At 72.6% G+C, this 20,914-nt stretch carries 16 protein-coding genes; 6 read left to right on the forward strand and 10 right to left on the reverse strand.

The window, feature by feature from the left end; genetic code table 11:
* Nucleotides 1-31 precede the first annotated feature (31 nt).
* The 3 genes from FLL47_RS40505 (at nt 32) to FLL47_RS40515 (ending at nt 2,898) form a co-directional block, all read left to right on the forward strand.
* A complete protein-coding gene (locus FLL47_RS40505; protein ID WP_144127995.1) occupies nt 32-727 on the forward strand; it encodes a DUF4191 domain-containing protein in 696 nt (231 codons plus the stop codon).
* A 132-nt stretch (nt 728-859) separates the two neighbouring features.
* On the forward strand, nt 860-1,438 hold the full coding sequence (locus tag FLL47_RS40510; protein WP_144127996.1) for a winged helix-turn-helix domain-containing protein: 579 nt from the start codon (nt 860-862) through the stop codon (nt 1,436-1,438).
* Nucleotides 1,438-2,898: an MFS transporter gene (locus FLL47_RS40515; RefSeq protein ID WP_144127997.1), complete on the forward strand. Its 1,461-nt coding sequence runs from the start codon at nt 1,438-1,440 to the stop codon at nt 2,896-2,898. The genes FLL47_RS40510 and FLL47_RS40515 overlap by 1 nt, the downstream gene beginning before the upstream one ends.
* A 239-nt stretch (nt 2,899-3,137) precedes the next feature.
* On the opposite strand, the gene FLL47_RS40520 is transcribed toward FLL47_RS40515, so the two are convergent.
* The gene (locus FLL47_RS40520) at nt 3,138-3,503 is read right to left on the reverse strand and encodes an RDD family protein (RefSeq protein ID WP_246159307.1); all 366 of its coding nucleotides are present in this window, start codon (nt 3,501-3,503) and stop codon (nt 3,138-3,140) included.
* A gap of 259 nt (nt 3,504-3,762) precedes the next feature.
* Between FLL47_RS40520 and glnA the strand changes: the two genes are divergently transcribed.
* A complete protein-coding gene (gene glnA / locus FLL47_RS40525; protein WP_144127998.1) occupies nt 3,763-5,196 on the forward strand; it encodes a type I glutamate--ammonia ligase in 1,434 nt (477 codons plus the stop codon).
* A 207-nt stretch (nt 5,197-5,403) separates the two neighbouring features.
* On the opposite strand, the gene FLL47_RS43805 is transcribed toward glnA, so the two are convergent.
* Nucleotides 5,404-5,829 (reverse strand): holin, encoded by a 426-nt coding sequence (locus tag FLL47_RS43805; protein ID WP_144127999.1) that lies wholly within the window; start codon nt 5,827-5,829, stop codon nt 5,404-5,406.
* 123 nt (nt 5,830-5,952) lie between these two features.
* On the opposite strand from FLL47_RS43805, the gene FLL47_RS40535 reads away from it, so the two are divergent.
* Together FLL47_RS40535 and FLL47_RS40540 are read left to right on the forward strand one after the other, a co-directional pair.
* Nucleotides 5,953-8,997 (forward strand): VWD domain-containing protein, encoded by a 3,045-nt coding sequence (locus FLL47_RS40535; protein WP_144128000.1) that lies wholly within the window; start codon nt 5,953-5,955, stop codon nt 8,995-8,997.
* Between the two features lie 63 nt (nt 8,998-9,060).
* On the forward strand, nt 9,061-11,607 hold the full coding sequence (locus tag FLL47_RS40540) for a penicillin acylase family protein (protein WP_222106424.1): 2,547 nt from the start codon (nt 9,061-9,063) through the stop codon (nt 11,605-11,607).
* Nucleotides 11,608-11,792: 185 nt separating this feature from the next.
* Here the strand turns inward: FLL47_RS40540 and FLL47_RS40545 are convergent, their stop codons facing one another.
* The 8 genes from FLL47_RS40545 to FLL47_RS40580 form a co-directional block, all read right to left on the reverse strand.
* On the reverse strand, nt 11,793-13,208 hold the full coding sequence (locus FLL47_RS40545; protein WP_144128001.1) for an alpha/beta hydrolase family protein: 1,416 nt from the start codon (nt 13,206-13,208) through the stop codon (nt 11,793-11,795).
* Between the two features lie 76 nt (nt 13,209-13,284).
* Entirely contained in the window at nt 13,285-13,944 is a 660-nt protein-coding gene (locus tag FLL47_RS40550) for a response regulator (RefSeq protein ID WP_144128002.1), read from the reverse strand.
* Nucleotides 13,945-14,032: 88 nt separating this feature from the next.
* Entirely contained in the window at nt 14,033-15,127 is a 1,095-nt protein-coding gene (locus tag FLL47_RS40555; RefSeq protein ID WP_144128003.1) for a sensor histidine kinase, read from the reverse strand.
* A 78-nt stretch (nt 15,128-15,205) separates the two neighbouring features.
* Nucleotides 15,206-15,991 (reverse strand): metallophosphoesterase, encoded by a 786-nt coding sequence (locus FLL47_RS40560; protein WP_144128004.1) that lies wholly within the window; start codon nt 15,989-15,991, stop codon nt 15,206-15,208.
* Nucleotides 15,992-16,176: 185 nt separating this feature from the next.
* Nucleotides 16,177-19,152: a bifunctional [glutamine synthetase] adenylyltransferase/[glutamine synthetase]-adenylyl-L-tyrosine phosphorylase gene (locus tag FLL47_RS40565; protein WP_144128005.1), complete on the reverse strand. Its 2,976-nt coding sequence runs from the start codon at nt 19,150-19,152 to the stop codon at nt 16,177-16,179.
* A gap of 48 nt (nt 19,153-19,200) precedes the next feature.
* A complete protein-coding gene (locus tag FLL47_RS40570) occupies nt 19,201-19,962 on the reverse strand; it encodes a type 1 glutamine amidotransferase (RefSeq protein ID WP_144128006.1) in 762 nt (253 codons plus the stop codon).
* Nucleotides 19,963-20,020: 58 nt separating this feature from the next.
* Nucleotides 20,021-20,308 (reverse strand): hypothetical protein, encoded by a 288-nt coding sequence (locus tag FLL47_RS40575; protein WP_144128007.1) that lies wholly within the window; start codon nt 20,306-20,308, stop codon nt 20,021-20,023.
* Nucleotides 20,305-20,892, reverse strand: a complete 588-nt coding sequence (locus tag FLL47_RS40580) for a hypothetical protein (RefSeq protein WP_144128008.1) — start codon at nt 20,890-20,892, stop codon at nt 20,305-20,307. The genes FLL47_RS40575 and FLL47_RS40580 overlap by 4 nt, the downstream gene beginning before the upstream one ends.
* Nucleotides 20,893-20,914: the final 22 nt, after the last annotated feature.

The following is a 20,914-nucleotide window of genomic DNA, read 5'->3' on the forward strand; positions in this document are numbered from 1 at the left end:
CCCCACCGTCACCCAATCTAGGATCGCGTCTATGGCAAAGGCCGAAGAAAAGGTCTCCTTCTTCCAGCGGTTGAAGCAGATCGGCATGGTGTTCAAGTTCACCGCCAAGCAGGACAAGTGGTTCACGCCCCTGGTGGCGGCCGCTGTGGTGCTGCCGCTGGCCATCACCGTGGCGGTCTTCCTGTTCACCGGTGACTGGATCTGGATCCCGCTGGGCATCCTGACCGCGCTGCTGGCGGTGCTCATCGTGCTCAACCTGCGGTCGAACACCGCGATGATGAACATGATGGAGGGCCAGCCCGGCGCGGCCGGCCAGCTCGTCGAGCAGATGCGCGGTGACTGGCGGGTCAAGCAGGCCGTTTCGGCCACCACGCAGTTCGACGTGGTGCACCTGGTGATCGGCAAGCCGGGCGTCATCCTGCTCGCCGAGGGCAACCCGGCGCGGCTCAAGCCGCTGCTGGGCGAGCAGAAGCGCCGCCTGAGCAAGGTGATCGGCGACGCCCCGCTGTACGACTACATCATCGGCACCGAAGAGGGCCAGCTGTCCATCCGCAAGCTGCGGATGACGCTGATGCGCCTGCCCCGCAACCTGTCGGGCAAGGACGTCAACGCCCTGGACCGGGCGCTGACCGCCCTGAACGCCCGCCCCCAGATGCCGCGCGGCCAGCTCCCCAAGGAGTTCCGCCCCCCGCGCATGCCGCGCGGCGGCGGCGGCCGCCAGCGCTGAGGCCAAAGGAAGGGCACCTTCTTAACGCTCCGCGTTATAGAAGGTGCCCTTCTTAACGCCCTGCTTAATCGAACTTTATAAGATCCAGTAGGAATGTTGCGGTAGAGATCTACTGGATCTAGCGTGGTGCGTATGGAGATGAGGCGCATCACCGATCCCGAGGTCCTCAAGGGCCTCGCGCAGCCGGTCCGGCAGAAGCTCTACCGGCTGCTCACCCAGCTCGGCCCGGCCACCGGCGCGACCCTGTCCAAGCGCCTGGGCACCGACCCCGGGCAGACCAGTTACCACCTGCGCGAGCTGGCCAAGGCCGGCTTCGTCGAGGACGTACCCGAGCTGGCCCGCGACCGCCGCGAGCGCTGGTGGCGCGCCGTTCCCGGGCCCACCGGCTGGTCCTCGCTCGACTTCCCCACCCCCGAGGGCCAGGCGATCTCGTCGGCCGTCAAGGCGCAGACCGTCATCGACGAGTTCGAGCGCGTACGCGGCTACGAGCAGTCCCGCGACTCCTGGAGCGAGCAGTGGCAGGCCGCCGCGATGAGCAGCGACACGTTCCTGCAGCTCACCTCGGCCGAGCTCGCCGAGATGACGCAGGAGCTGCACGAACTCGTCGTCCGCTGGAAGCAGGCGAGCAACGAACGCGCCGCCCGCTCCGACGGCGACACCGACCGCGAACACGTCTTCCTGTTCTTCCACGCCTTCCCGGAGCGCCCCTGATGACGACCGCGACCCTGGCTCCCCCGCGCACCCCGCCCGCCGTCCCCGCCCACCGCCGGCCCGCCTTCCTGCGCTACCTCGGCGGGCAGGCCGTGTCGATCCTCGGCGACCAGGTCTGGTACGTCGCGCTGTCCTTCAGCGCCGTCCAGCTCGCCTCCCCCGGCACCGCAGGCGTCGTCCTGGCCGTCTCCGCCCTGCCCCGGCTCGTGCTGCTGCTGTTCGGCGGCGCGATCGTCGACCGGTACGGCCCCCGCCGCCTCATGATCGGCAGCGACCTCGCGCGAGGCGCGATCGCCCTGGTCACCGCCGCGGTGGCGCTGGCGCAGCCGAGTGTCGCCCTGCTGGTCGTAGTCGCACTGGCATTCGGACTCGCCGACGCGCTGTTCCTGCCCGCCGCCGGGGCCATGCTGCCGCGCCTGCTGCCCCCCACGCAGCTCACCGGCGGGCTGGCGCTGTCCGGGCTGACGGCCCGCCTCGCGCTGACGTTCGGCGCGCCGCTGGGCGGCCTGCTGCTGCCGCTGGGCGGCCTGCCGCTGGCCTGCCTGGTCAACGCGGCGACGTTCGCGGTGTCGGTCCTCGCACTGTGGTCGGTGCGTCCGACCGTCTCCGGCGATGCCGCATCTATCCCGGCCACGACCGGCGGGTCGGCAGCACCAGTCACAGCACCGGAGTCAGCGGCGCGTGCCACGGCAGCGACCGGCGGGTCAGCGGCGCTTGCCACGGCAGCGGACGGCGAGTCGGCAGCACCAGCCACGGCGGCGACCCGCGGGTCCGCGGCGCTCGCCACGACGGCCGGTCCGGAGGACGGGGCCGCACCCGCCCGCGCCTCGATCGGCTCGGCGGTGCGCGAGGGCCTGCGCTATCTCGCCCGACACCCGCTGCTGCGGTCCGTGACCCTGGTGGGGCTGCTGATCAACCTCGGCGCGGTCGGGCCGCTCAACGTGGGTCTGGCGCTGGTGGCCGACGAGCGCGGCTGGGGCGCGGGCGGCATCGGCGTGATGCTCGCCGGGTTCGGCGCGGGTTCGGTCGCCGGGAACCTGCTGATGTTGCGGTGGCGTCCGGCAGGGCGGCTCGGCGTGATCATGGCCTGCTGCGCGGTCGTGCAGTGCGGCGCGCTGTTCGCGATCGCCGTCGCCCCGCTCCCGGCCTGGGCCTTCGTCGCCACCGCGGTGGGCGGACTGGCCGGCGGGCCGCAGGCGGTGCTGCTCAGCGGCCTGACGCACACGTACACCGCCGACTCGCACCGCGGCCGGGTCGCCTCGATCAACAACTTGGCCAGCCTGGGCGTGACCCCGCTGGCGATGGCCGTGATGGGCTTCGCCGCGGCCCACCTGGGCACGGTCAGCACGTTCGCCGCCAGCGCCTCGTTGATCCTCGTCGCGGCCGCGATGTGCGTGACGATCCCAGCCCTGCGCCACGCCCGCCTACCCCGGCCCTCGTCACCGACGCCGACACGGTGAGGCGGCCACCGTCCGCCGCCATGATCGTCGGACTTGCCAGGCACCTGTACGTATCTTGAGCCCGCATTCGCCCACCTGCCTGGCAAGTCGGGCGATCATGGTGCGGGCCGGGACCGGGCCGGACCTGGAGTGGTCGGGAGCGGGGCGGCGATCGCGGCCAGATCGGGCTGGTCCTGCCGGGACACGGCCGAGGCGGAGTTGGGGCCGACCTGGCCGGGACGACCAGCGCCGGGAGAGGGTCAGGGGGTGGGGCGGATCAGGGTGCCGGCGATGCGGTCATGCAGGCCGCGGCGGTCGCCGTCCATGATCAGCGCGGGAATGACCAGCGCCAGCAGGGTGCCCCGCAGGGCTCCCTTGAGGGGGCCGACCGGCTGACCCGTATCGACGCCGAGGCAGGTAATCTTCGCCAGGCGCATGCCCGGCGTCTGCCCGAAGAATCCGACGAAGACGCCGTAAACGGCGATCAGCACCACCGGTGCCGCCCAGCCGTCCCGCATCGGGTCCGCGAATAAGCCGGCGGCCAGGACGCACAGCATCCAGTCGAGCAGCAGCGCCCCGAACCTTCGGGCCAGGGAGGGTACGGCAGGCAGGGATGCGTCGGTCACCCGCCGAGCGTACCGTCCGCTCCGCCGTACCGGCCGGGTGAGCTGTCCGGGCAGCCCTTGAGGCCGGTTTACCGGTGACGTAACACGGCGGAAACAAAGCTGACACGGCCGGGCAACGCCGCGGTTCTAGCGTCGCCACCAGCCAATGGCCACCCGACGCAGCGCAGCGCCGTCGGCCGCGTCTCCCGAGGTCAGCCCAGGAGATGTGCTGAAGTGGGGGCCGGGAGCTCCCGCAGACCATCCGTGCCAGGAGGACGTGTTGTTCGCCAATTCCGAGGAACTGCTTCGGTACCTCAAGGACGAAGACGTCAAGTTCGTCGACGTCCGCTTCTGTGACCTGCCCGGCGTGATGCAGTTCTTCACCGTGCCGGTGCAGTCGTTCGATGCGAGCGTCTTCACCGACGGGCTCGCCTTCGACGGCTCGTCCATCCGCGGCTTCCAGCAGATCCACGAGTCGGACATGCTGCTGCTGCCGGACGTGACCACCGCGTTCATCGACCCGTTCCGCATCCAGAAGACCCTGGCGCTGAACTTCTTCATCCACGACCCGTTCACGCGTGAGGCCTACTCCCGTGACCCGCGGAACGTGGCCAAGAAGGCCGAGGCGTACCTGGCCGCCAGCGGCATCGCGGACACCGCGTACTTCGGCGCCGAGGCGGAGTTCTACATCTTCGACTCGATCCGCTACTCGACGCAGGCCAACCAGGCGTTCTACCACATCGACTCGGTCGAGGGCGCGTGGAACACCGGCGCGGCGACCAACGCCGACGGCAGCGCCAACCGGGGCTACAAGCCCGGCTACAAGGGCGGCTACTTCCCGGTCGCGCCGACCGACCACTACGCCGACCTGCGCGACACCATGGTGACGAACCTGGTGGACCTCGGCTTCACGGTCGAGCGCGGCCACCACGAGGTGGGCACCGCCGGCCAGGCCGAGATCAACTACAAGTTCTCGACGCTGCTGGCCGCCGGCGACCAGATGCAGCTGTTCAAGTACGTCATCAAGAACACCGCCTGGCACGCGGGCAAGACCGCGACGTTCATGCCGAAGCCGCTGTTCGGCGACAACGGCTCCGGCATGCACACCCACCAGAGCCTCTGGCTGGGCGGCGAGCCGCTGTTCTACGACGAGACCGGCTACGCCGGCCTCGCGGACACGGCCCGCTGGTACATCGGCGGTCTGCTGCACCACGCCCCGTCGCTGCTGGCCTTCACCAACCCGTCGGTCAACTCGTACCGCCGCCTGGTGCCGGGCTTCGAGGCGCCGGTCAACCTGGTGTACTCGCAGCGCAACCGCTCCGCCTGCACCCGTATCCCGGTCACCGGCACGAACGCGAAGGCCAAGCGCATCGAGTTCCGCTGCCCCGACCCGTCGTCGAACCCGTACCTGGCGTTCTCGGCGATGCTGATGGCCGGTCTCGACGGCATCCGCAACAAGATCGAGCCCCCGGCTCCGATCGACAAGGACCTCTACGACCTGCCGCCGGAGGAGGTCGCCAACGTCACCCAGGTGCCGGGCTCCCTCTCCGACGTGCTCACGTCGCTGGAGAAGGACAACGACTACCTGCAGGCCGGTGGCGTCTTCACGAGCGACCTGATCGAGACCTGGGTCGACTACAAGCGGTCCAACGAGATCGACCCGGTCCGCCTGCGTCCGACCCCGCACGAGTTCCAGATGTACTTCGACTGCTGAGTTCGCTCGGTGGTACGGAAAAGGCCCCGCCTTCGGCGGGGCCTTTTCCGTGTTCCGGCTCGGTGGCCGGGGGAAGATCGCCGTTTCGGGTCAGAACCTGCGGTCAGACCGCAGATCTTGACCGGAAACAGCGATCTCCACCGCTGACCGGCGGCCGGCGCGAGCCGGCGACGTCAGCGCGAACCGGCGGTCGGCGCGGGCGGACGGTCAGGCGGCAGCGGCGGTGGCCGGAGCCGCAGCGGGAGCGGGCTCCGCCGGGGCGGGCGCGGGTGCAGCCGCGGGTGCGGCAGCCGGGGCGGGTTCGGTGGCTGTGGCGGCGGCGACGGCCGGGGCGAGTACCGGGCTGGCGGCGGCGGCCGCGACGATGGCCGTGGCGGCGGCGGCCGGCGCGGCGGTGAGGATGCTCGGGCTGTTGGCCGCGCCGATCGGTCCGGAACCGACCGACATCAGCACCGACAGCAGTGCGGCGCTGAAGGCCAGCGACAGCGCGCCGCGCCAGTCGATCGCAGCGACGTCGACACCCACCGCACCGCTGACCTGGCCGACGCCGAACGCGGCGATCAGTGCCTGCACGAAGGTCTTGACGGCACGCTCGGTGCTGGCGATCCAGAACTGCTTGTTCAGCAGATACATCGGAGTTCTCCTGGGGATGAGGGGGCATGCCCGAAGGCGCTCACGAGCTTAGATGCCGTGTGCCTGTGTCACCTATCCGCTTCCCGACCGACCACGAGGGTGCTGGGGCCTATCGTGTGCCGCATGGCGCACCCCCTCCGCCGCGCGCTGCTCACCGCGGCCGCGTTCGTTTGTGCACTGCTGCCCGCGACGCCCGCCCGAGCGGCCGGCGACCTGGCGGTGACCGTACGCGGCGATGATCCACTCGCGACGGTTCTCGTGCTGGCCAACCGGGGTGACGCGCCGTGCCAGCTGGTGACCTCGACGTACGGCACGCTCGCGGTGACCCGGCTGGAGCAGGACGGCGTCGCCGTCACGCCGCTGCCGATGGAGACCTCGTTCGAGGAGTCGCTGGAGACGGTGCTGGCCAAGCGCCTGCACACGCTGGAGCCGGGAGCGAGCACGGAGGTGCCGCTGCGCGCCATCCCGATCGGGCCGACGGGGCACGCCATCGAGATCGTCACGTGGTCGGCCGGGGCGGGCGCGTTCGGCTCGCTGTACCCGGTGAAGCCCGGCTCACCGCTGCGCCTGGAGTTCACCTACGCGGTGCCGATCGTGCCGGCCGGCGGCCCGGCCGCCTGCGCCCCGCTGGCCGGGGCGGGTGTCGCGGCCGAAGCGGACGATACGAGCCGCCCGTGGTGGCACTGGGCGGTCCTCGCCGGTGTGGGCGTGATCCTGACCCTGGTGGCCGTGGCCCTCCTGCTCGCGCCGAACCGGCGCAAGCGCCGCCAGGCAGGTGATGGTGACGGCCCTGCCGCGGACGGCTCCGTTTCGGACGGCAGGTCCGGCAGTGCGGGGCCCGGTGGGGTGGCCGGGATCGGCGGGGCGGTGGTGCTGGCGCTGGCGGTGGCGCTGGGCGCGGCGGCGGTGCCGGGCCGTCCGGCGTACGCGGAGATCATCGTGACCGACCGAGGGCTGGACGAGGCCTGGGCAGCCTGCAGCGCGATCCTGCGCGGGCCCGGCGGCGACCCGGCGGGCATCCTGCCCGCGCTGGACGCGCCCGGGGTGACCGTCAGCATCATCCGGGCCCAGCCCGGCGACACCCACGAGGGCGCGCTGGACCGCAACAACATCCTGATCTTCTGGGATCCCAAGGACCGCCACGCCTACCACGGCACCGGCGGCAACGCCGACCCGTGCGACGCGCTCTACCACGAGTTCCACCACGGCTGGCAGCACAACCAGGGCAAGTACAGCCGGGAGGACTGCGCGGGCAGCGGCATCCCGACCACCGAGGTGCTGGCCACCCGGGCACAGAACCGGCTGCGAGAGGCGCTGGGCCGCCCGGCGCGCAGCCACTACGGCGAACGGCCGCTGCCGAGTGGGGACTGCACCGCTCCCCCGCCGCCCCCGGCCTGCACGGGCGCGGGTTGCGGGCACAGCACCGGCGACCCGCACCTGCGCACCGTCGACGGGCTGCGCTACGACTTCCAGGCTGCGGGCGAGTTCATCGCGGTGCGCGACACCGCAGGGGCGTACGAGATCCAGGTCCGCCAGGAGCCGGTGCCGGGCTCGCGCATCGTCGCGGTCAACTCCGCGGTCGCCGCGAAGGTCGACGGAGACCGGGTCGAAGCGCGGATGACCACGGCCGGGGTGGAGTTGCTGGTGGCGGGGGTGCCGACCGGCCCGGCCCCGGCGGAGCCGGCGTCCCCGCGGCGGCTTCCCGGCGGCGGCGAGCTCCGCACGGCCGCGGGCGGCGACGTCGAGCTGCGCTGGAAGGACGGCTCCCGCCTGGTGATCGAGCCGATCGGCATCTGGGGCCTGGCGCTGTCGGTCGAGCCCGCGCAGGCCCACGCGGGCAAGCTCGAAGGCCTGCTCGGCGACTTCAACGGCAAGTCCGACGACGACGTGCGCCCTCGCGGCGGGCAGCCGCTGGGCACGCAGCCGACGTTCGCCGCGCTGTATCCCGCGTACGCCGACAGCTGGCGCATCGACGCCGCATCGTCGCTGTTCACCTATCCGGAGGGCAGGTCCACCGACAGCTATGTCGACCGGGCCTTCCCGGAGCAGGACGCGGCCACCGCCGACCTGCCGAACCGGGCCTCCGCGGAGGCGATCTGCCGCGGGCTCGGCGTCTCGGACCCGGCCGTGCTGGCGGGCTGCGTGCTGGACGTGGCGCTGACCGGGCAGCCCGACTTCGCGGTCGCGGCCAAGGCGGGCCAGGTCTTCGCCGGTGGCGCGGAGCTGGGCGGGCAGACCTGGACGGTGCGGGTGGACACCCCGGAAGCGGTCGCGAAGGTCGACTTCGCGGGCACGAAGGGGCAGAAGGTCTTCCTCGATGTGCCCGCCACGACACTGCCGAACCAGTGCGGCGGCCTGGACCTGCTCGGCCCGGACGGCAAGCAGGTGGCCACCGGCTGCGTCATCAACGGCAGCGGCTACATCGACGGCACCGTGCTGCCGGAGACCGGCACGTACAGCATCGCGGTCGACCCGAGCGGCGACAGCACCGGCGAGGCGCGGTTGCGCCTGCTGACCGTCGAGGACCAGCAGGAGGCGATCGGCCTCGACGGTCCGGAGCTGACCGCTCGCCTGGCCAAGCCTGGGGCGGTCGCCCGGTTCACCTTCGCCGCGACAGCCGGGCAGAAGGTGTTCGTGGACGTGCCCGCCACGAACCTGCCGAACCAGTGCGGCGGCCTCGACCTGCTCGGCCCGGACGGCAAGCAGGTGACCACCGGCTGCGTCATCAACGGCAGCGGCTACATCGACGGCTTCACCCTGCCCGGCACCGGCTCCTACACGGTGGTCGTGGATCCGCGGGACAGGAGCACCGGCGAGGCGAAGGTGCGGGTGACCCGCGCCGTCGACCAGCGGCTCGAACTGTCCGTGAACGGCGAAGCGGTCACCGCGCGCATCGACCGGCCGGGCGCGGTCAGCGTGCTGACCTTCACCGGCCGGACCGGGCAGCGGGTGTTCATCGAGGTGCCGAGCACGGACCTGCCGAGCCAGTGCGGCGGGCTGGAGCTGCGCGGCCCGGACGGCGACGTGGTGGAGTCCGGCTGCGTGATCAACGGCAAGGGCGGGCTGCGGGAAGAGGGCACCGAGCTGCCGTCGACCGGGACGTATCAACTCATCGTGGATCCGCAGGAGCGGGCGACCGGAACGGCCCAGGTAAGACTGCGCACGTGACCAGCAAAGTCTGGGTTACCTGGTGGTAACGCGGATCACAACGGTTGCGTAGACTCCGCGAACGTGAAACCCCCACGCCTTCTCCTCCGCCGCCTGCGTACCACCGCGTTCTGGCTGCTCGGCGTCGTGACGGTGCTGGCCGTCGTCGTCGCCGGGCTGACCGTCTGGTCCGTGCGCCGCGCTCTGCCGACCCTCGACGGCGAGCTCACCCTGAGCGGGCTCGCCGCGCCGGTGACCGTGCGCCGCGACGCGCACGGCATCCCCCAGATCTACGCGAAGACCAGCAACGACATGTACCGCGCCCAGGGCTTCGTGCATGCCCAGGACCGGTTCTGGGAGATGGACTTCCGCCGCCACGTCACGGCCGGGCGGGTCTCCGAGCTGTTCGGCGAGTCCCAGCTGGAGACGGACAAGTACCTGCGCACCATGGGCTGGCGCCGGGTCGCCGAGCAGGAGGTGGCACTGCTCACGCCGGAGTCCCGCAAGAGCCTGGAGGCGTACGCCGAGGGCGTCAACGCGTGGCTGGCCGCCAACACGGACACCGACGGAGACGGGTTCGCCGCGTCGGGCGCGCTGAGCCTGGAGTACGGCATCCTCGGCCTGCAGAACTCGGACTACGTCATCGAGCGGTGGACCCCGGTGGACAGCCTGGCCTGGCTCAAGGCGATGGCCTGGGACCTGCGCGGCAACATGGAGGCCGAGATCCGCCGCGCCGCGCTGCAGGCCGAGGGCCTGACCAAGGAGCAGGTGGACCAGCTCTACCCCGCCTACCCGATCGACCGCAATCTGCCGATCGTCACCGGCGGCGCGATCACCGGCGGCGCGTTCGACGCCAAGGCGACCGCCCCGGTCACCCCGCCGGGCACGCCGACCACCCCGGTGGCAGGCCTGGCTGCGGACAGCCTCAACGAGATGGCCGACGCGCTGGCCGCGCTGCCGGGCCTGATGGGCAACGCCGACGGCGACGGCATCGGCTCCAACTCGTGGGTGATCAGCGGCAAGCTGACCGCCACCGGCAAGCCGATCCTCGCCAACGACCCGCACCTGAGCCCGAGCCAGCCCGGCATCTGGTACCAGATGGGCCTGCACTGCGAGTGCGGCCAGGACGTCGCAGGCTTCACCTTCTCCGGCGTGCCCGGCGTGGTCATCGGCCACAACGCGAAGATCGCCTGGGGCTTCACCAACCTCGACCCCGACGTGATCGACATGTACCTGGAGCAGGTCGAGGGCGACAAGGTCAAGGTCGGTGACAGCTGGGAGCCGCTGGCCTCGCGCCAGGAGGTGCTCAAGGTCGCCGGTGGCGACGACGTCACCATCACGGTGCGCACGAGCAAGCACGGGCCGCTGCTGTCGGACGCCAGCGAGAGCCTGAAGAAGCTCGGCGGGCAGTACGCGATCGCGATGCGCTGGACCGCGCTCGACCCGGGCCGCACCGGCGACGCCGTGTTCGCCATCAACAAGGCGGGCAGCTGGGACGAGTTCCGGGCCGCGGCGGCGCTGTTCGAGGTGCCCGCGCAGAACATCGTCTACGCCGACGTCGAGGGCAACATCGGCTACCAGTCGCCGGGGCGTATCCCGGTGCGCGGCAAGGGCGACGGCAAGCGGTTCGCGCCCGGCTGGGACCCGGCGTACGACTGGACGGGCTTCATCCCGTTCAACGAGCTGCCCAGCGTGCTCAACCCCGAGCGGGGTTACGTGGTCACCGCGAACCAGGCGGTCATCGGCGACCAGTACCAGCAGCACCTGACCGACGACTGGAGCTACGGCTACCGCAGCCAGCGCATCTACGACATGATCGCCGCCGCGGGTGGGAAGATCACCCTCGACGACGTGCAGAAGCAGCAGTTCGACAACCGCAACGGCTTCGCCCCGGCGCTGATCCCGGCCCTGCAGAAGGCGCCGCGGCAGGCCCCGTCGCAGGTCGAGAAGAACGCCGACGCGCTGCTCGTCGACTGGGACTTCCAGCAGGGCGAGGACTCCGCGGCCGCGGCGTACTACAACGCGGTCTGGAAGAACCTGCTCGGCCTGACCTTCGACGAACTGGGCGAGGACTACGCCGCCGACGGCGGGGACCGCTGGTTCGAGGTGGTCCGCGGGCTGCTGAACTCCCCCGACGACAAGTGGTGGGACAGCAAGGGCACGCCCGCCGTCGAGCAGCGGGACGACATGCTGGCCCAGGCCATGTCGGCGGCGGTGAAGGAGCTGTCCGAGGCGCAGGGCGAGGACCCGAAGCAGTGGCGCTGGGGCGCCATGCACACCCTCACCCCGACCCACGCGACGTTCGGCGAGTCCGGCATCGGCCCGATCGAGTGGCTGTTCAACCGGGACACCGTCGGCGTCTCCGGCGGCGACGCGATCGTCAACGCCACCGGCTGGAGCGCCGGGCAGGGGTACGAGGTCGACGCGGTGCCGTCCATGCGCATGATCGTGAACATGGCGGACCTGGACGACTCGCGCTGGATCCAGCTGACCGGCAACTCCGGCCACGCGTTCCACGACAACTACGCCGACCAGTTCGAGCTGTGGCGTACGGGGCAGACCCTGCCGTTCCGCTTCGCCAAGGCGACCATCGAGAAGGAGTCGACGAACACGCAGACCCTCAAGCCCTAGGGCGGATCAGCGGAAGGGGCGTCTGCCCACCGGAGTTGGGTGGGCAGACGCCCCTTCTCATGTCGCCGCTTCGCCGACCCCGGCTGTCCCTCGATCATCGGACTTGCCTGGCACCTGTGCGAATGCGCCGTCAAGATACGCACACGTGCCAGGCAAGTCGAACGATCTTTGGGTGGTCCGCCGGATCAGGGCAGCAGCAGGCCCAGGGAGAGGGCGAACGGCACGAGCAGCAGGCCGCCGGCCGCAGTGACCGCCAACCGCACCCGGTCGCGGCCCTGCGTCGAGCGCAGCGCCGCGATGGCCCAGGCGGTGCACAGCAGGGCGAGCACGGTCACCGCCCGCAGCACGAGCCAGGCCAGCGGCTGGCCGAACAGGAACGGCTCGGTCTGCTTGCCGGAGGTGGCCACCGTCATGATCGGGAACGCGACCCCACCGACCAGGGCGATCAGCCCCGTCAGCACCAGCAGACGCGCCGGGCGGGCTCCCGCGGGCCGACCGAGGCCGCCCCGCACCCGGCGCACCAGCGCCCAGACCGGCCAGCTGAGCAGTGCCAGCGCGATCGCCGCGAACGCGGCCCACCACAGCGGGCCCACCCCGGACACCGGAATGCTGTCGCTGCGCTGCGCGGGCAGCGCGTCGGCCGCGGAGGTGGGCAGCCGCCCGCCGGTCACCTGGGTGATCCAGTCGGTCATCAGCGTGCCGTAGCCCGGCAGCAGCTCGCCCATCCCGAAGCCGTTGATCGTCGGGCCGCCGACGCGGTCGTAGCCGTCGGTGGTGACCCGGCCCGCGTGCGCCCCGTGCGGCAGGATCCGGACCGTGACGCTGGGGCTGGCGGTCAGCTCGCGGCGGAAGACCTCCGCGCTCTCCCGCGGCGGCACCTGCGTGTCCAGCTCACCCCAGATCGCCAGCACCGGCTGCCGAATCTGCCGCAGCGCGGGCACCGGGTCGTACGCCGCCTGCGGGAACCCGTCCGTCGCGATGGCCAGGCCCATGCCGGTGCCGACGATCGCGTCCACGGTGGACGGCGTCACCCCGGCCCGGGTGATCCGGTTGATCAGGTTCCACGCCTGGGTACGCGCCGGCGGCAGCCCCGGCGCACCGATGGTGACCAGGAACTTCACCTCCGCCGAGCGGGACGCGGCCAGCGGCGCGATCCAGCCGCCTTCGCTGAGCCCCCACAACCCGGTGCGCGCCGGGTCGACGTCGGGCAGCGCGGCCAGCGCGCGCACCCCGGCCACGGCGTCGTCGGCCAGCGCCGAGTAGTCGCGGTGGGTCTTCGTGTAGTCGGCCCGCTTGTCGTAGATCAGGGTGACCAGCCCGGCGCGGGCGAACACCTCCGCCTCCTGGCCCAGCTCCTCGCGCGGCCCCGCGCCGGAGCCGTGCACCAGCACGATCGCCGGGTGGCGCACGGCCGGGTCGAGGTCGGCGCGGCGCACCACCGAGCCGTGCAGTTCGGTGCCGCCGTTGCGGAACGTGAGGTCGGTGGCGGTCAGCCCCGCGGGTGGGGTGTACGGGGTCGACGCGGACTCGGCGGCGGCGGGCGACACGCCCGCGAGTGCCAGCAGGACCGCTCCGAAGGCGGTGAACAGTGATTTCCTCATGTCACGATCCTCGGGAAATCCGCGGCCGCCGACATCGCCGACGAGAGCGGTCCGCGCCCTCACTCGCGCGAGGGAGTCACTCACCGGGCCGGATGAGCCCCGACTCGTAGGCGGCGATCACGGCCTGTGCCCGGTCCCGCAGCCCGAGCTTGCTCAGCACGCTGCTGACGTGCGTCTTCACCGTGTGCTCGCTGACGAACAGGGCCGCTGCCAGCTCCGGGTTGGACAGGCCACGGCCGAGCAGCACCAGCACCTCGTGCTCGCGCTCGGTCAGCCGGGCCAGTTCCGCGGACGGGGCCGGCGCGGCCCGCCCGCCCATGCGCACCACGTCGTCGATGAGGCGTCGGGTCACCGCGGGCGCGAGCAGCGCCTGCCCGGCGGTGACCACCCGCACCGCGTGCACCAGGTCGTCCCGGCGTACGTCCTTGAGCAGGAAACCGCTGGCCCCGGCGCGCAGCGCGGCGAACACGTGCTCGTCGGAGCCGAACGTGGTCAGCATGACCACCTTCGTCGGCCCGGCCGCGCAGATGCGCCGCGCCGCCTCGATGCCGTCCATGACCGGCATCCGGATGTCGAGCAGCGCCACGTCGGGGGCGTGCTGCGCCACCGCCCGGACCGCCTCGGCACCGTCGGCGGCCTCGGCGACCACCTCGATGTCCGGCTGCGCGGACAGGATCATCGCGAACCCCGACCGCACCAGCTCCTGGTCGTCGGCGACCACCACGCTGATGGTCATGGCCGCTCCTGCGCACTGCGCCCGTTGCCGCCCGCGCGCCCGCTGCCCGACGGCACGGCCCACCGGCCGTGGCAGCCCGACGTCCCGGTCACGCGAACACCGCCGTCACCCGGAACCCGCCGACGGGGTCCGGCCCGAATTCGACTGTGCCGCCCGCAGCGGCCACCCGCTCGCTGAGGCCGACCAGGCCGTTGCCCGGCGTGACCGGGCCCGCGCCCCGGCCGTCGTCGGCGACGCTCACCCGGGTGCCGTTCTCGTCCCAGGTGAGCGACACCCGCGCGGAGGTCGCGGCGGCGTGCCGGACCACGTTCGTCAGCGCCTCCTGGACCACCCGGTACGCGGCGAGCTGGACGTCCGGCGGGAGCGGGCGCGCCTGCCCGTGCTCGGTGTAGGTCACGTCGAGGCCGTCGTGGCGGGTGCCGCGGACCAGTTCGGGCAGGTCGGACAGGCCGGGTGGCGGGGTCAGCGACGACTCGCGCAGCCCGCCCACGGCCGTGCGCAGCTGCGCCATGGCGCTGCGTCCGGCCTCGGAGATCGCGTCGAACGCGGCCTCGGCACGGGCCGGGTCGCGCCGGGCGATCGCGCCGCCCGCCTCGGCCTGCACCACCATCAGGCTGAACGCGTGGCCGAGGATGTCGTGCAGGTCGCGGGCGATCCGGGTGCGCTCGCGCTCGGCGGCGAGCTGTGCCGCCTGGGCTCGTTCGCGCGCCGCGGCCTCGCGCCGGGTGCGGGCCAGGGTGCCCAGCATGTACGCCGCCGACCAGGTCGCCATCTCGCGGACCGCGGTGTTCACCGACTGGATGATCGACAGCATGCCGGCGGCGGTGACGACCAGCACCACCAGCCGCTGCCGGGGCGGCGACTGGTAGGCCACCGCGTAGAAGCAGACCAGCGGGCCGTACCAGATGGGCTGGGCGGGGCCGGTGCCGGCGATCGCGTACGCGGCGATCCCGACGGCGGTGAGCAGCAACGCGTACGTGGGCTGCCAGCGCCGCAGCAGCACCGGCAGCGAGGTCACCAGCACCGGCCAGTAGTCGGCGAACGCCCACGGGCCGTCCTCGCCGAACCGGCGGGTGAACACGTACGGCGCGGACTGCGCGGCCAGCACCAGCAGGGTCAGCCCGATGTCCACCGACCAGGCCCGGCGGGACAGGTCAGCGGGCCGAGCCATCCCCCACGTCACGATCAGCCAGCCTAGGGCACCGCGACCCGTCCCGGGCACCCCCGGCGGGCTCGTCTGTCCGCGATGGACGGTCGGACGTCAGGCGGCGGCCGGTGTGAGCGCGACGACGATGCAGGGCGCGCCCAGGGAGATGCCGGTGTCCACGGCCATGGCCAGGCCGTCGGCGTAGGTGACCGGGCCGCGCACCGCGGACGGGGCGACGCCGAAGGTCTCCGGAATGGTGGAGTGGCCGTGCACGATCTGGCGGCCGCCGAGTTTGTCCAGTAGCAGCCGGGCGTTGGCGACGCCGTCGTTGTGCTCCAGGAACTCGAAGCGGCGGAACAGCAGCCGGGTGCTGCGCCCGAAGGTCCGCTCGTCGCGTTCGCGCATGATGGTGCGCACCGCTGCGTTGATCTCGTCGATGGTCGGCCCGAACTCCAGGTAGGCCAGGGTGTCTGCGTGCAGCAGCAGGTGATCGTCGACCAGCGCCACCGCGGGCAGGTCGGCCAGCCAGCCGGCGCGCTGCTCGTCCAGCGCCTCGAGATCGTGGTCCTGGCCGCCGTTGAGCGCCCACACCTGCTCGATGGTGCGCACCTCGGTCACCGGCGACGCGGGGACGAAGCGGCTGCCGTACAGCAGCATGTCGTGGTTGCCGATCACGCAGCCGACCTCGCCGCCCGCCGCGGCCGCCTCGCCCTGCAGCCGCCGGATCAGGTCGATCACGCCGATGCCGTCCGGGCCGCGGTCGGTCAGGTCGCCGAGGAACCACAGCCGCGCGTCGCCACCGGTCCACGCACCCTGCCCGTCGAGCAGGCCGGTCACCCGCAGCGCCTGGGTCAGCGGCACGAGATGGCCGTGCACGTCACCGACCACATAGAGCGTCACGCGATCACCCTACGACATGACCATGGGCACTCCATGAGCACGCCGACGCACCCGCGCGCCGGGCTGACCCGCCCCTGCCGAGCCGGCGTCAAACCCTCCGCCCTCCATAGACGCTGGCCTATTACATCGAGTATTAGTAGATCATTCTCGATGTAATAGGCCAGCGTCTATGCAAATCGGGCGCCTCAGGCCAGGAACAGGCGCTCCACGGCCGCGCGGGCGCGGCGGGTGACCTTGAGGTACTCGTCCAGGAACTCCCCCGGGTCGCCGCCGCCCAGCAGGCGCGCCACCCCGGCCAGTTCGACGCCGTGCCGCGGCAGCTGGTCCACCGCCCGGCCGCGGATCAGCGTCAGCGCGTTGCGCACCCGCGAGCACAGCGTCCACGCCGTGGCCAGCACCTCGGCGTCCTCGACCGATACGATCCCGGCCGCGTGCGCCGCCGCGAGCGCGTCGAGGGTGCGGGTGGAGCGCAGCCCCGCCACCTCGTGTCCGTGCCGCAGCTGCCACAGCTGCACCGTCCACTCGACGTCGGCGATACCGCCCCGGCCCAGCTTGGTATGGGTGAGCGGGTCCGCGCCGCGGGGCAGCCTCTCGTTCTCCACCCGCGCCTTGATCCGGCGGATCTCGACGATCTGCTCGCGGCGCAGCCCGTCGACCGGGTAGCGCACCGGATCGACGAGCGCGATGAACTCGGCGGCCAGCGCGGCGTCCCCGGCGACGGGCCGGGCCCGCAGCAGCGCCTGCGCCTCCCACACCTGCGACCAGGTGGCGTAGTAGCGCTGGTAGGCGGCGAGGCTGCGCACCAGGGGGCCCTGCCGGCCCTCCGGGCGCAGGTCGGCGTCGATGCCCAGCGGCGGGTCGGGCGCGGGCGCGGACAGCAGCGTGCGCAACTGCTCGGCGATCGCCAGCGCGACGCCGTTGGCCTCGTCGTCGCGCATACCCGGCGCGGGCTGGTACACGAACAGCACGTCGGCGTCGCTGGGGTAGCTCGTTTCGGCCCCGCCCAGCCGGCCCATGCCGATCACGGAGAAGCGCAGCTCGTCCGGTGCACCCGCGGCCTGCCGGGCCACGGCCAGCGCCGCCGCGATGGTCGCGTCGGTCAGGTCGGCCAGCCCCTGCCCCACCTCGGTGATGCCGACCGGTTTGGCCGGTGCCAGCTCGCCCGCACCGGAGAGCAGGTCGGCGCTGCCGATGCGGAACAGCTCGCGGCGACGCATCGCCCGCACCGCGGCCACCGCCGCACGCGGGTCGGGGTGCCGCCCGGCGGCCGCGGCGGTGCCGTCGAGCAGCGACTGCCGGGTGCGCAGGGCCAGCTCGGTGTCGTCGGCCAGCAGCCGCAGCGCCTCCGGGTCGCGCGACAGCAGGTCGGTCAGGTAGCGCGAGCTGTCCAGCACCCGGGCCAGCCGCAGCGCCACCGGGCCCTCGTCGCGCAGCAGGCGCAGATACCAGGGCGTGGTGCCCAGCGTGTCGGACACCTGCCGGTAGGCCAGCAGCCCGGCGTCCGGGTTGGGCGCGTCGGCGAACTCGGCCAGCAGCACCGGCAGCAGGGTGCGCTGGATCGCGGCGGTGCGGGACACCCCCGAGGTCAGCGCTTCGATGTGCCGCAGCGCGCCCGCCGGATCGGCGTATCCGAGCAGTTCCAGGCGCTTGCGCGCGGCGTCGGCGCGCAGCGACAGGCCGTCGGCGGGCACCCGGGCCACCGCCGCCAGCAGGGGCCGGTAGAGCAGCTTGGCGTGCAACCTGCGCACCTCGGCGGCGTGGGTGACCCAGTCGGCGCGGAACGCCGCGATCGGGTCCAGGCCGCCGCCCTCCCGGCCGCGGCCGGTGCCGAGCGACGGCTCCTCGCGCTTGTAGTTCATGGCCCGCGCCAGCCAGCGCAGCGCCAGGGTGCCCGCCTGGCCGTCGTCGGCGGGCACGGTGTGCGTGCGCCGCAGCCGCTGCAGCTGCAGCCGGTGCTCCACGTTGCGCAGGAAGCGGTACGCGGCGCTGAGCGCCTCCCCGTCACCGCGGCCCACGTAACCGCCCGCGACCAGGGAACGCAGCGCGTTGAGGGTGTTGCCGGAGCGCAGCGTCTCGTCCCCGCGCCCGTGCACCAGCTGGAGCAACTGCACCGCGAACTCGATGTCGCGCAGCCCGCCGGGCCCGCGTTTGATCTCCCGCTCGACCTCGGCGCGCGGCACCTGGTCGATGATGCGCCGCCGCATCGCCCGCACGTCCTCGACCGCCTCCGGCCGTTCCGCCGCGTGCCAGATCAGCGGCTGCAGCGCCGCGAGCCACGCCTTGCCCAGGCCCGCGTCGCCGGCCACCGGCCGGGCCTTGAGCAGCGCCTGGAACTCCCAGGTGCGGGCCCAGCGCTGGTAGTAGACGAGGTGGCTGGCCAGCGTGCGCACCAGCGGTCCGCGCCCGCCCTCCGGCCGCAGCGCGGCGTCCACCGGCCAGGCCACGTGGCCGCAGATCTCCATCAGCGCCGCGGCAACGGTGGTGCCCGCGGCGAGGTCCTCGTCCTCGGCCGCGACGAAGATGACGTCGACGTCCGAAACGTAGTTCAGTTCGTCCCCACCGCACTTGCCCATCGCGATGACGGCCAGCCGCGGCCGCTGGTCCCCGACCCGCCCGAGCGCGATCCGGTACGCCGCCCGCAGCGTCGCGTCGGCCAGCGCGGTCACCTCGGCCATCGTCGTCTCGACGTCGACGCCGTCGGCGAGGTCGGCCGCCGCGATACGCAGCAGCCCGCGCTGGTATCCGGCGCGCAGCGACGGCACGTCGGCCAGCCCGCTGTGCACCTCGTAGCGCGGCGGCACGCTGTGCGTGAGCACCCGCCACTGCCCGGCCTGCGCGGCGATCTGGTCGCCCAGCGCCGAGGACGCCCCCAGCACGGTGAGCAGCCGGATGCGCAGGTCCTCGTCGGAGCCGAGCCGCTCCAGCACACCCTTCTCGAAGCCTGCGTCCCGCTCGGCGATGCGGTGCAGCTGGCGCAGTGCCAGGTCGGGGTCGGCGGCGCGGCCGAGCTGCTCCAGGACGAGCGCGCCCTCCTCGTCGACCGGCCGCTGCGCGGCCCCGTCCCACAGGTTCAGCCCCGTCCCGCCCAGCAGCACCGCCGGGTCGGGGCCGGTCGCCGACAGCGTGAAGCCGTACCGTGCCAACCGCCCGATTCCCGCCACCCGCTCAGGTTATCGGCGCGCACCCGGGCACAGAAGCCGCGGCACGGCTCAGCTCAGCAGCGGAAGTTCCCGGCGGCCCGCGCCGGGCAGGGTGCCCAGGGCCAGCTCGGCGAAGCGGCGCGCGAACGGCTGCCACACCTCGGCCACGTCGTCCTGGGTGGCCTCGATCCCGGCGATCAGCCCGTCGGGCTGCCAGCCCTGCTCGGTCATCCAGTCCCGATTGCCCTCCACCCAGGCGGCGAACATGTCGACGTCGCACTCGATGTGGAACTGCGTGCCCCAGGCCCGGTCGCCGAGGCGGAACGCCTGGTGGGGATAGCGCGGCGAGGCGGCCAGCAGGGTCGCCCCGAGTGGCAGCTCGGTGATCTCGTCGAAGTGGTACTGGATCACGTCGGGAGCGAACGGCACCGCCCACCACAGCGGGTCGGACTCGGCCACGTCACGCCGCGCGACCAGCCGCGCGCCGATCTCGGGGCCGCTGGTCGAGCGCTCGACCGTGCCGCCGTGCGCCTGGGCCAGCAACTGCCCGCCGAGGCAGATCGCCAGCGTCGGCACCCGGTTCTTGACCGCCTTGCGCAGCAGTGACTCCAGCTTCGGGAACCACGGCGCGCCCGGCACCCCGTCCTTGGCGAACGCGTCCTGCTCCCCGCCCATGACCACGAACGCGGCGTAGCCCGCCAGGTCGTCGGGCAGCGCGTCGCCGGCGTGCGGGCGCAGGACGGCCAGTTCCAGCCCCGCGTCGGTCAGCCAGCCGCCGAGCCGGCGCAGGTCGTCGGTCGGGTCGTTCTCGATCACCAGTGCGGTCGCCACGCTGACGAGGTTAGCCCGGCCCCGACGCCCGCGGTCAGCCACCCGGAGCAGGAACGACTCAGCCGCCGGCGACCGGCCCCGGCGCACCGAACGGCGAGGTCGGCAGCTCGGGTGGCGCCGGACGGTCCCAGTCCGCGTCGGCCCGGGCGAACTCCAGCCGGGTGGACAGCTCCAGCACCAGGCCGGTGCCGTAGTGGCCGGTCAGGCCGCAGGCGACCAGCACGGCAACCGCGATCGGCCACCGCACGAACCAGTACGGCTGCGGCCGCACCTCCTGCACCAGGTGGGTCACTCCCTCGCCGCGGCCGGCGACGAGGTCGTTCACCAGATCGTCGGACTTCGTCACAGTTTCGCCAGCACTTCCCGCGCCGCCAGCACGGCCGCTTCCAGCACCCGCTCCGGGGCGACCATCGTGTTGCGGTACTGCACGTGCACCAGGCGGGCACCGACGCGGACCGTGAGGTAGAGGTGTCCGGACGGATCCCGCTCGCGCCAGTAGCCGGCCTCGTCCCCGAGCCCGTCGAGCAGATGCCGCTCGCGATTGAGCACGAACGAGGTGATGAAGTGGTCGTGCGCCCGGGTCACGGGGCCGTCCCCGGCCGCACGCCCCACGTTGATCACACCCACGGCGAGCGAGACGTCGTCATCCGTGGGACGTTTCACCACGCACCATGCCGACGACTTCTCGTCCTGCCGGTCGGTCTCCTGCGTCGCCGTGCCGTGGCCGGGCACGACCAGGTCCAGCAGCTCAGCACGCAGCAGCGGGCAGACCAGCGCCGGTGCCGGCGGCATGACCTGCACCGACCCTTCCCGCAGCTGGGCCGTGTAGCCGCCGGTTAGCAGGCCGCAGAACGCGATGCCCGCCACGGTCCGGCGATGCCTGCGCCACCAGGCCTGCCGCCGGCTCTCCCCGCTCAGGCTCACGTTCACGACGCGATGCTAGGTGACGGCC

The organism is Catellatospora sichuanensis (genome assembly GCF_007483665.1).
In the GTDB taxonomy this organism is placed as follows: domain Bacteria; phylum Actinomycetota; class Actinomycetes; order Mycobacteriales; family Micromonosporaceae; genus Catellatospora; species Catellatospora sichuanensis.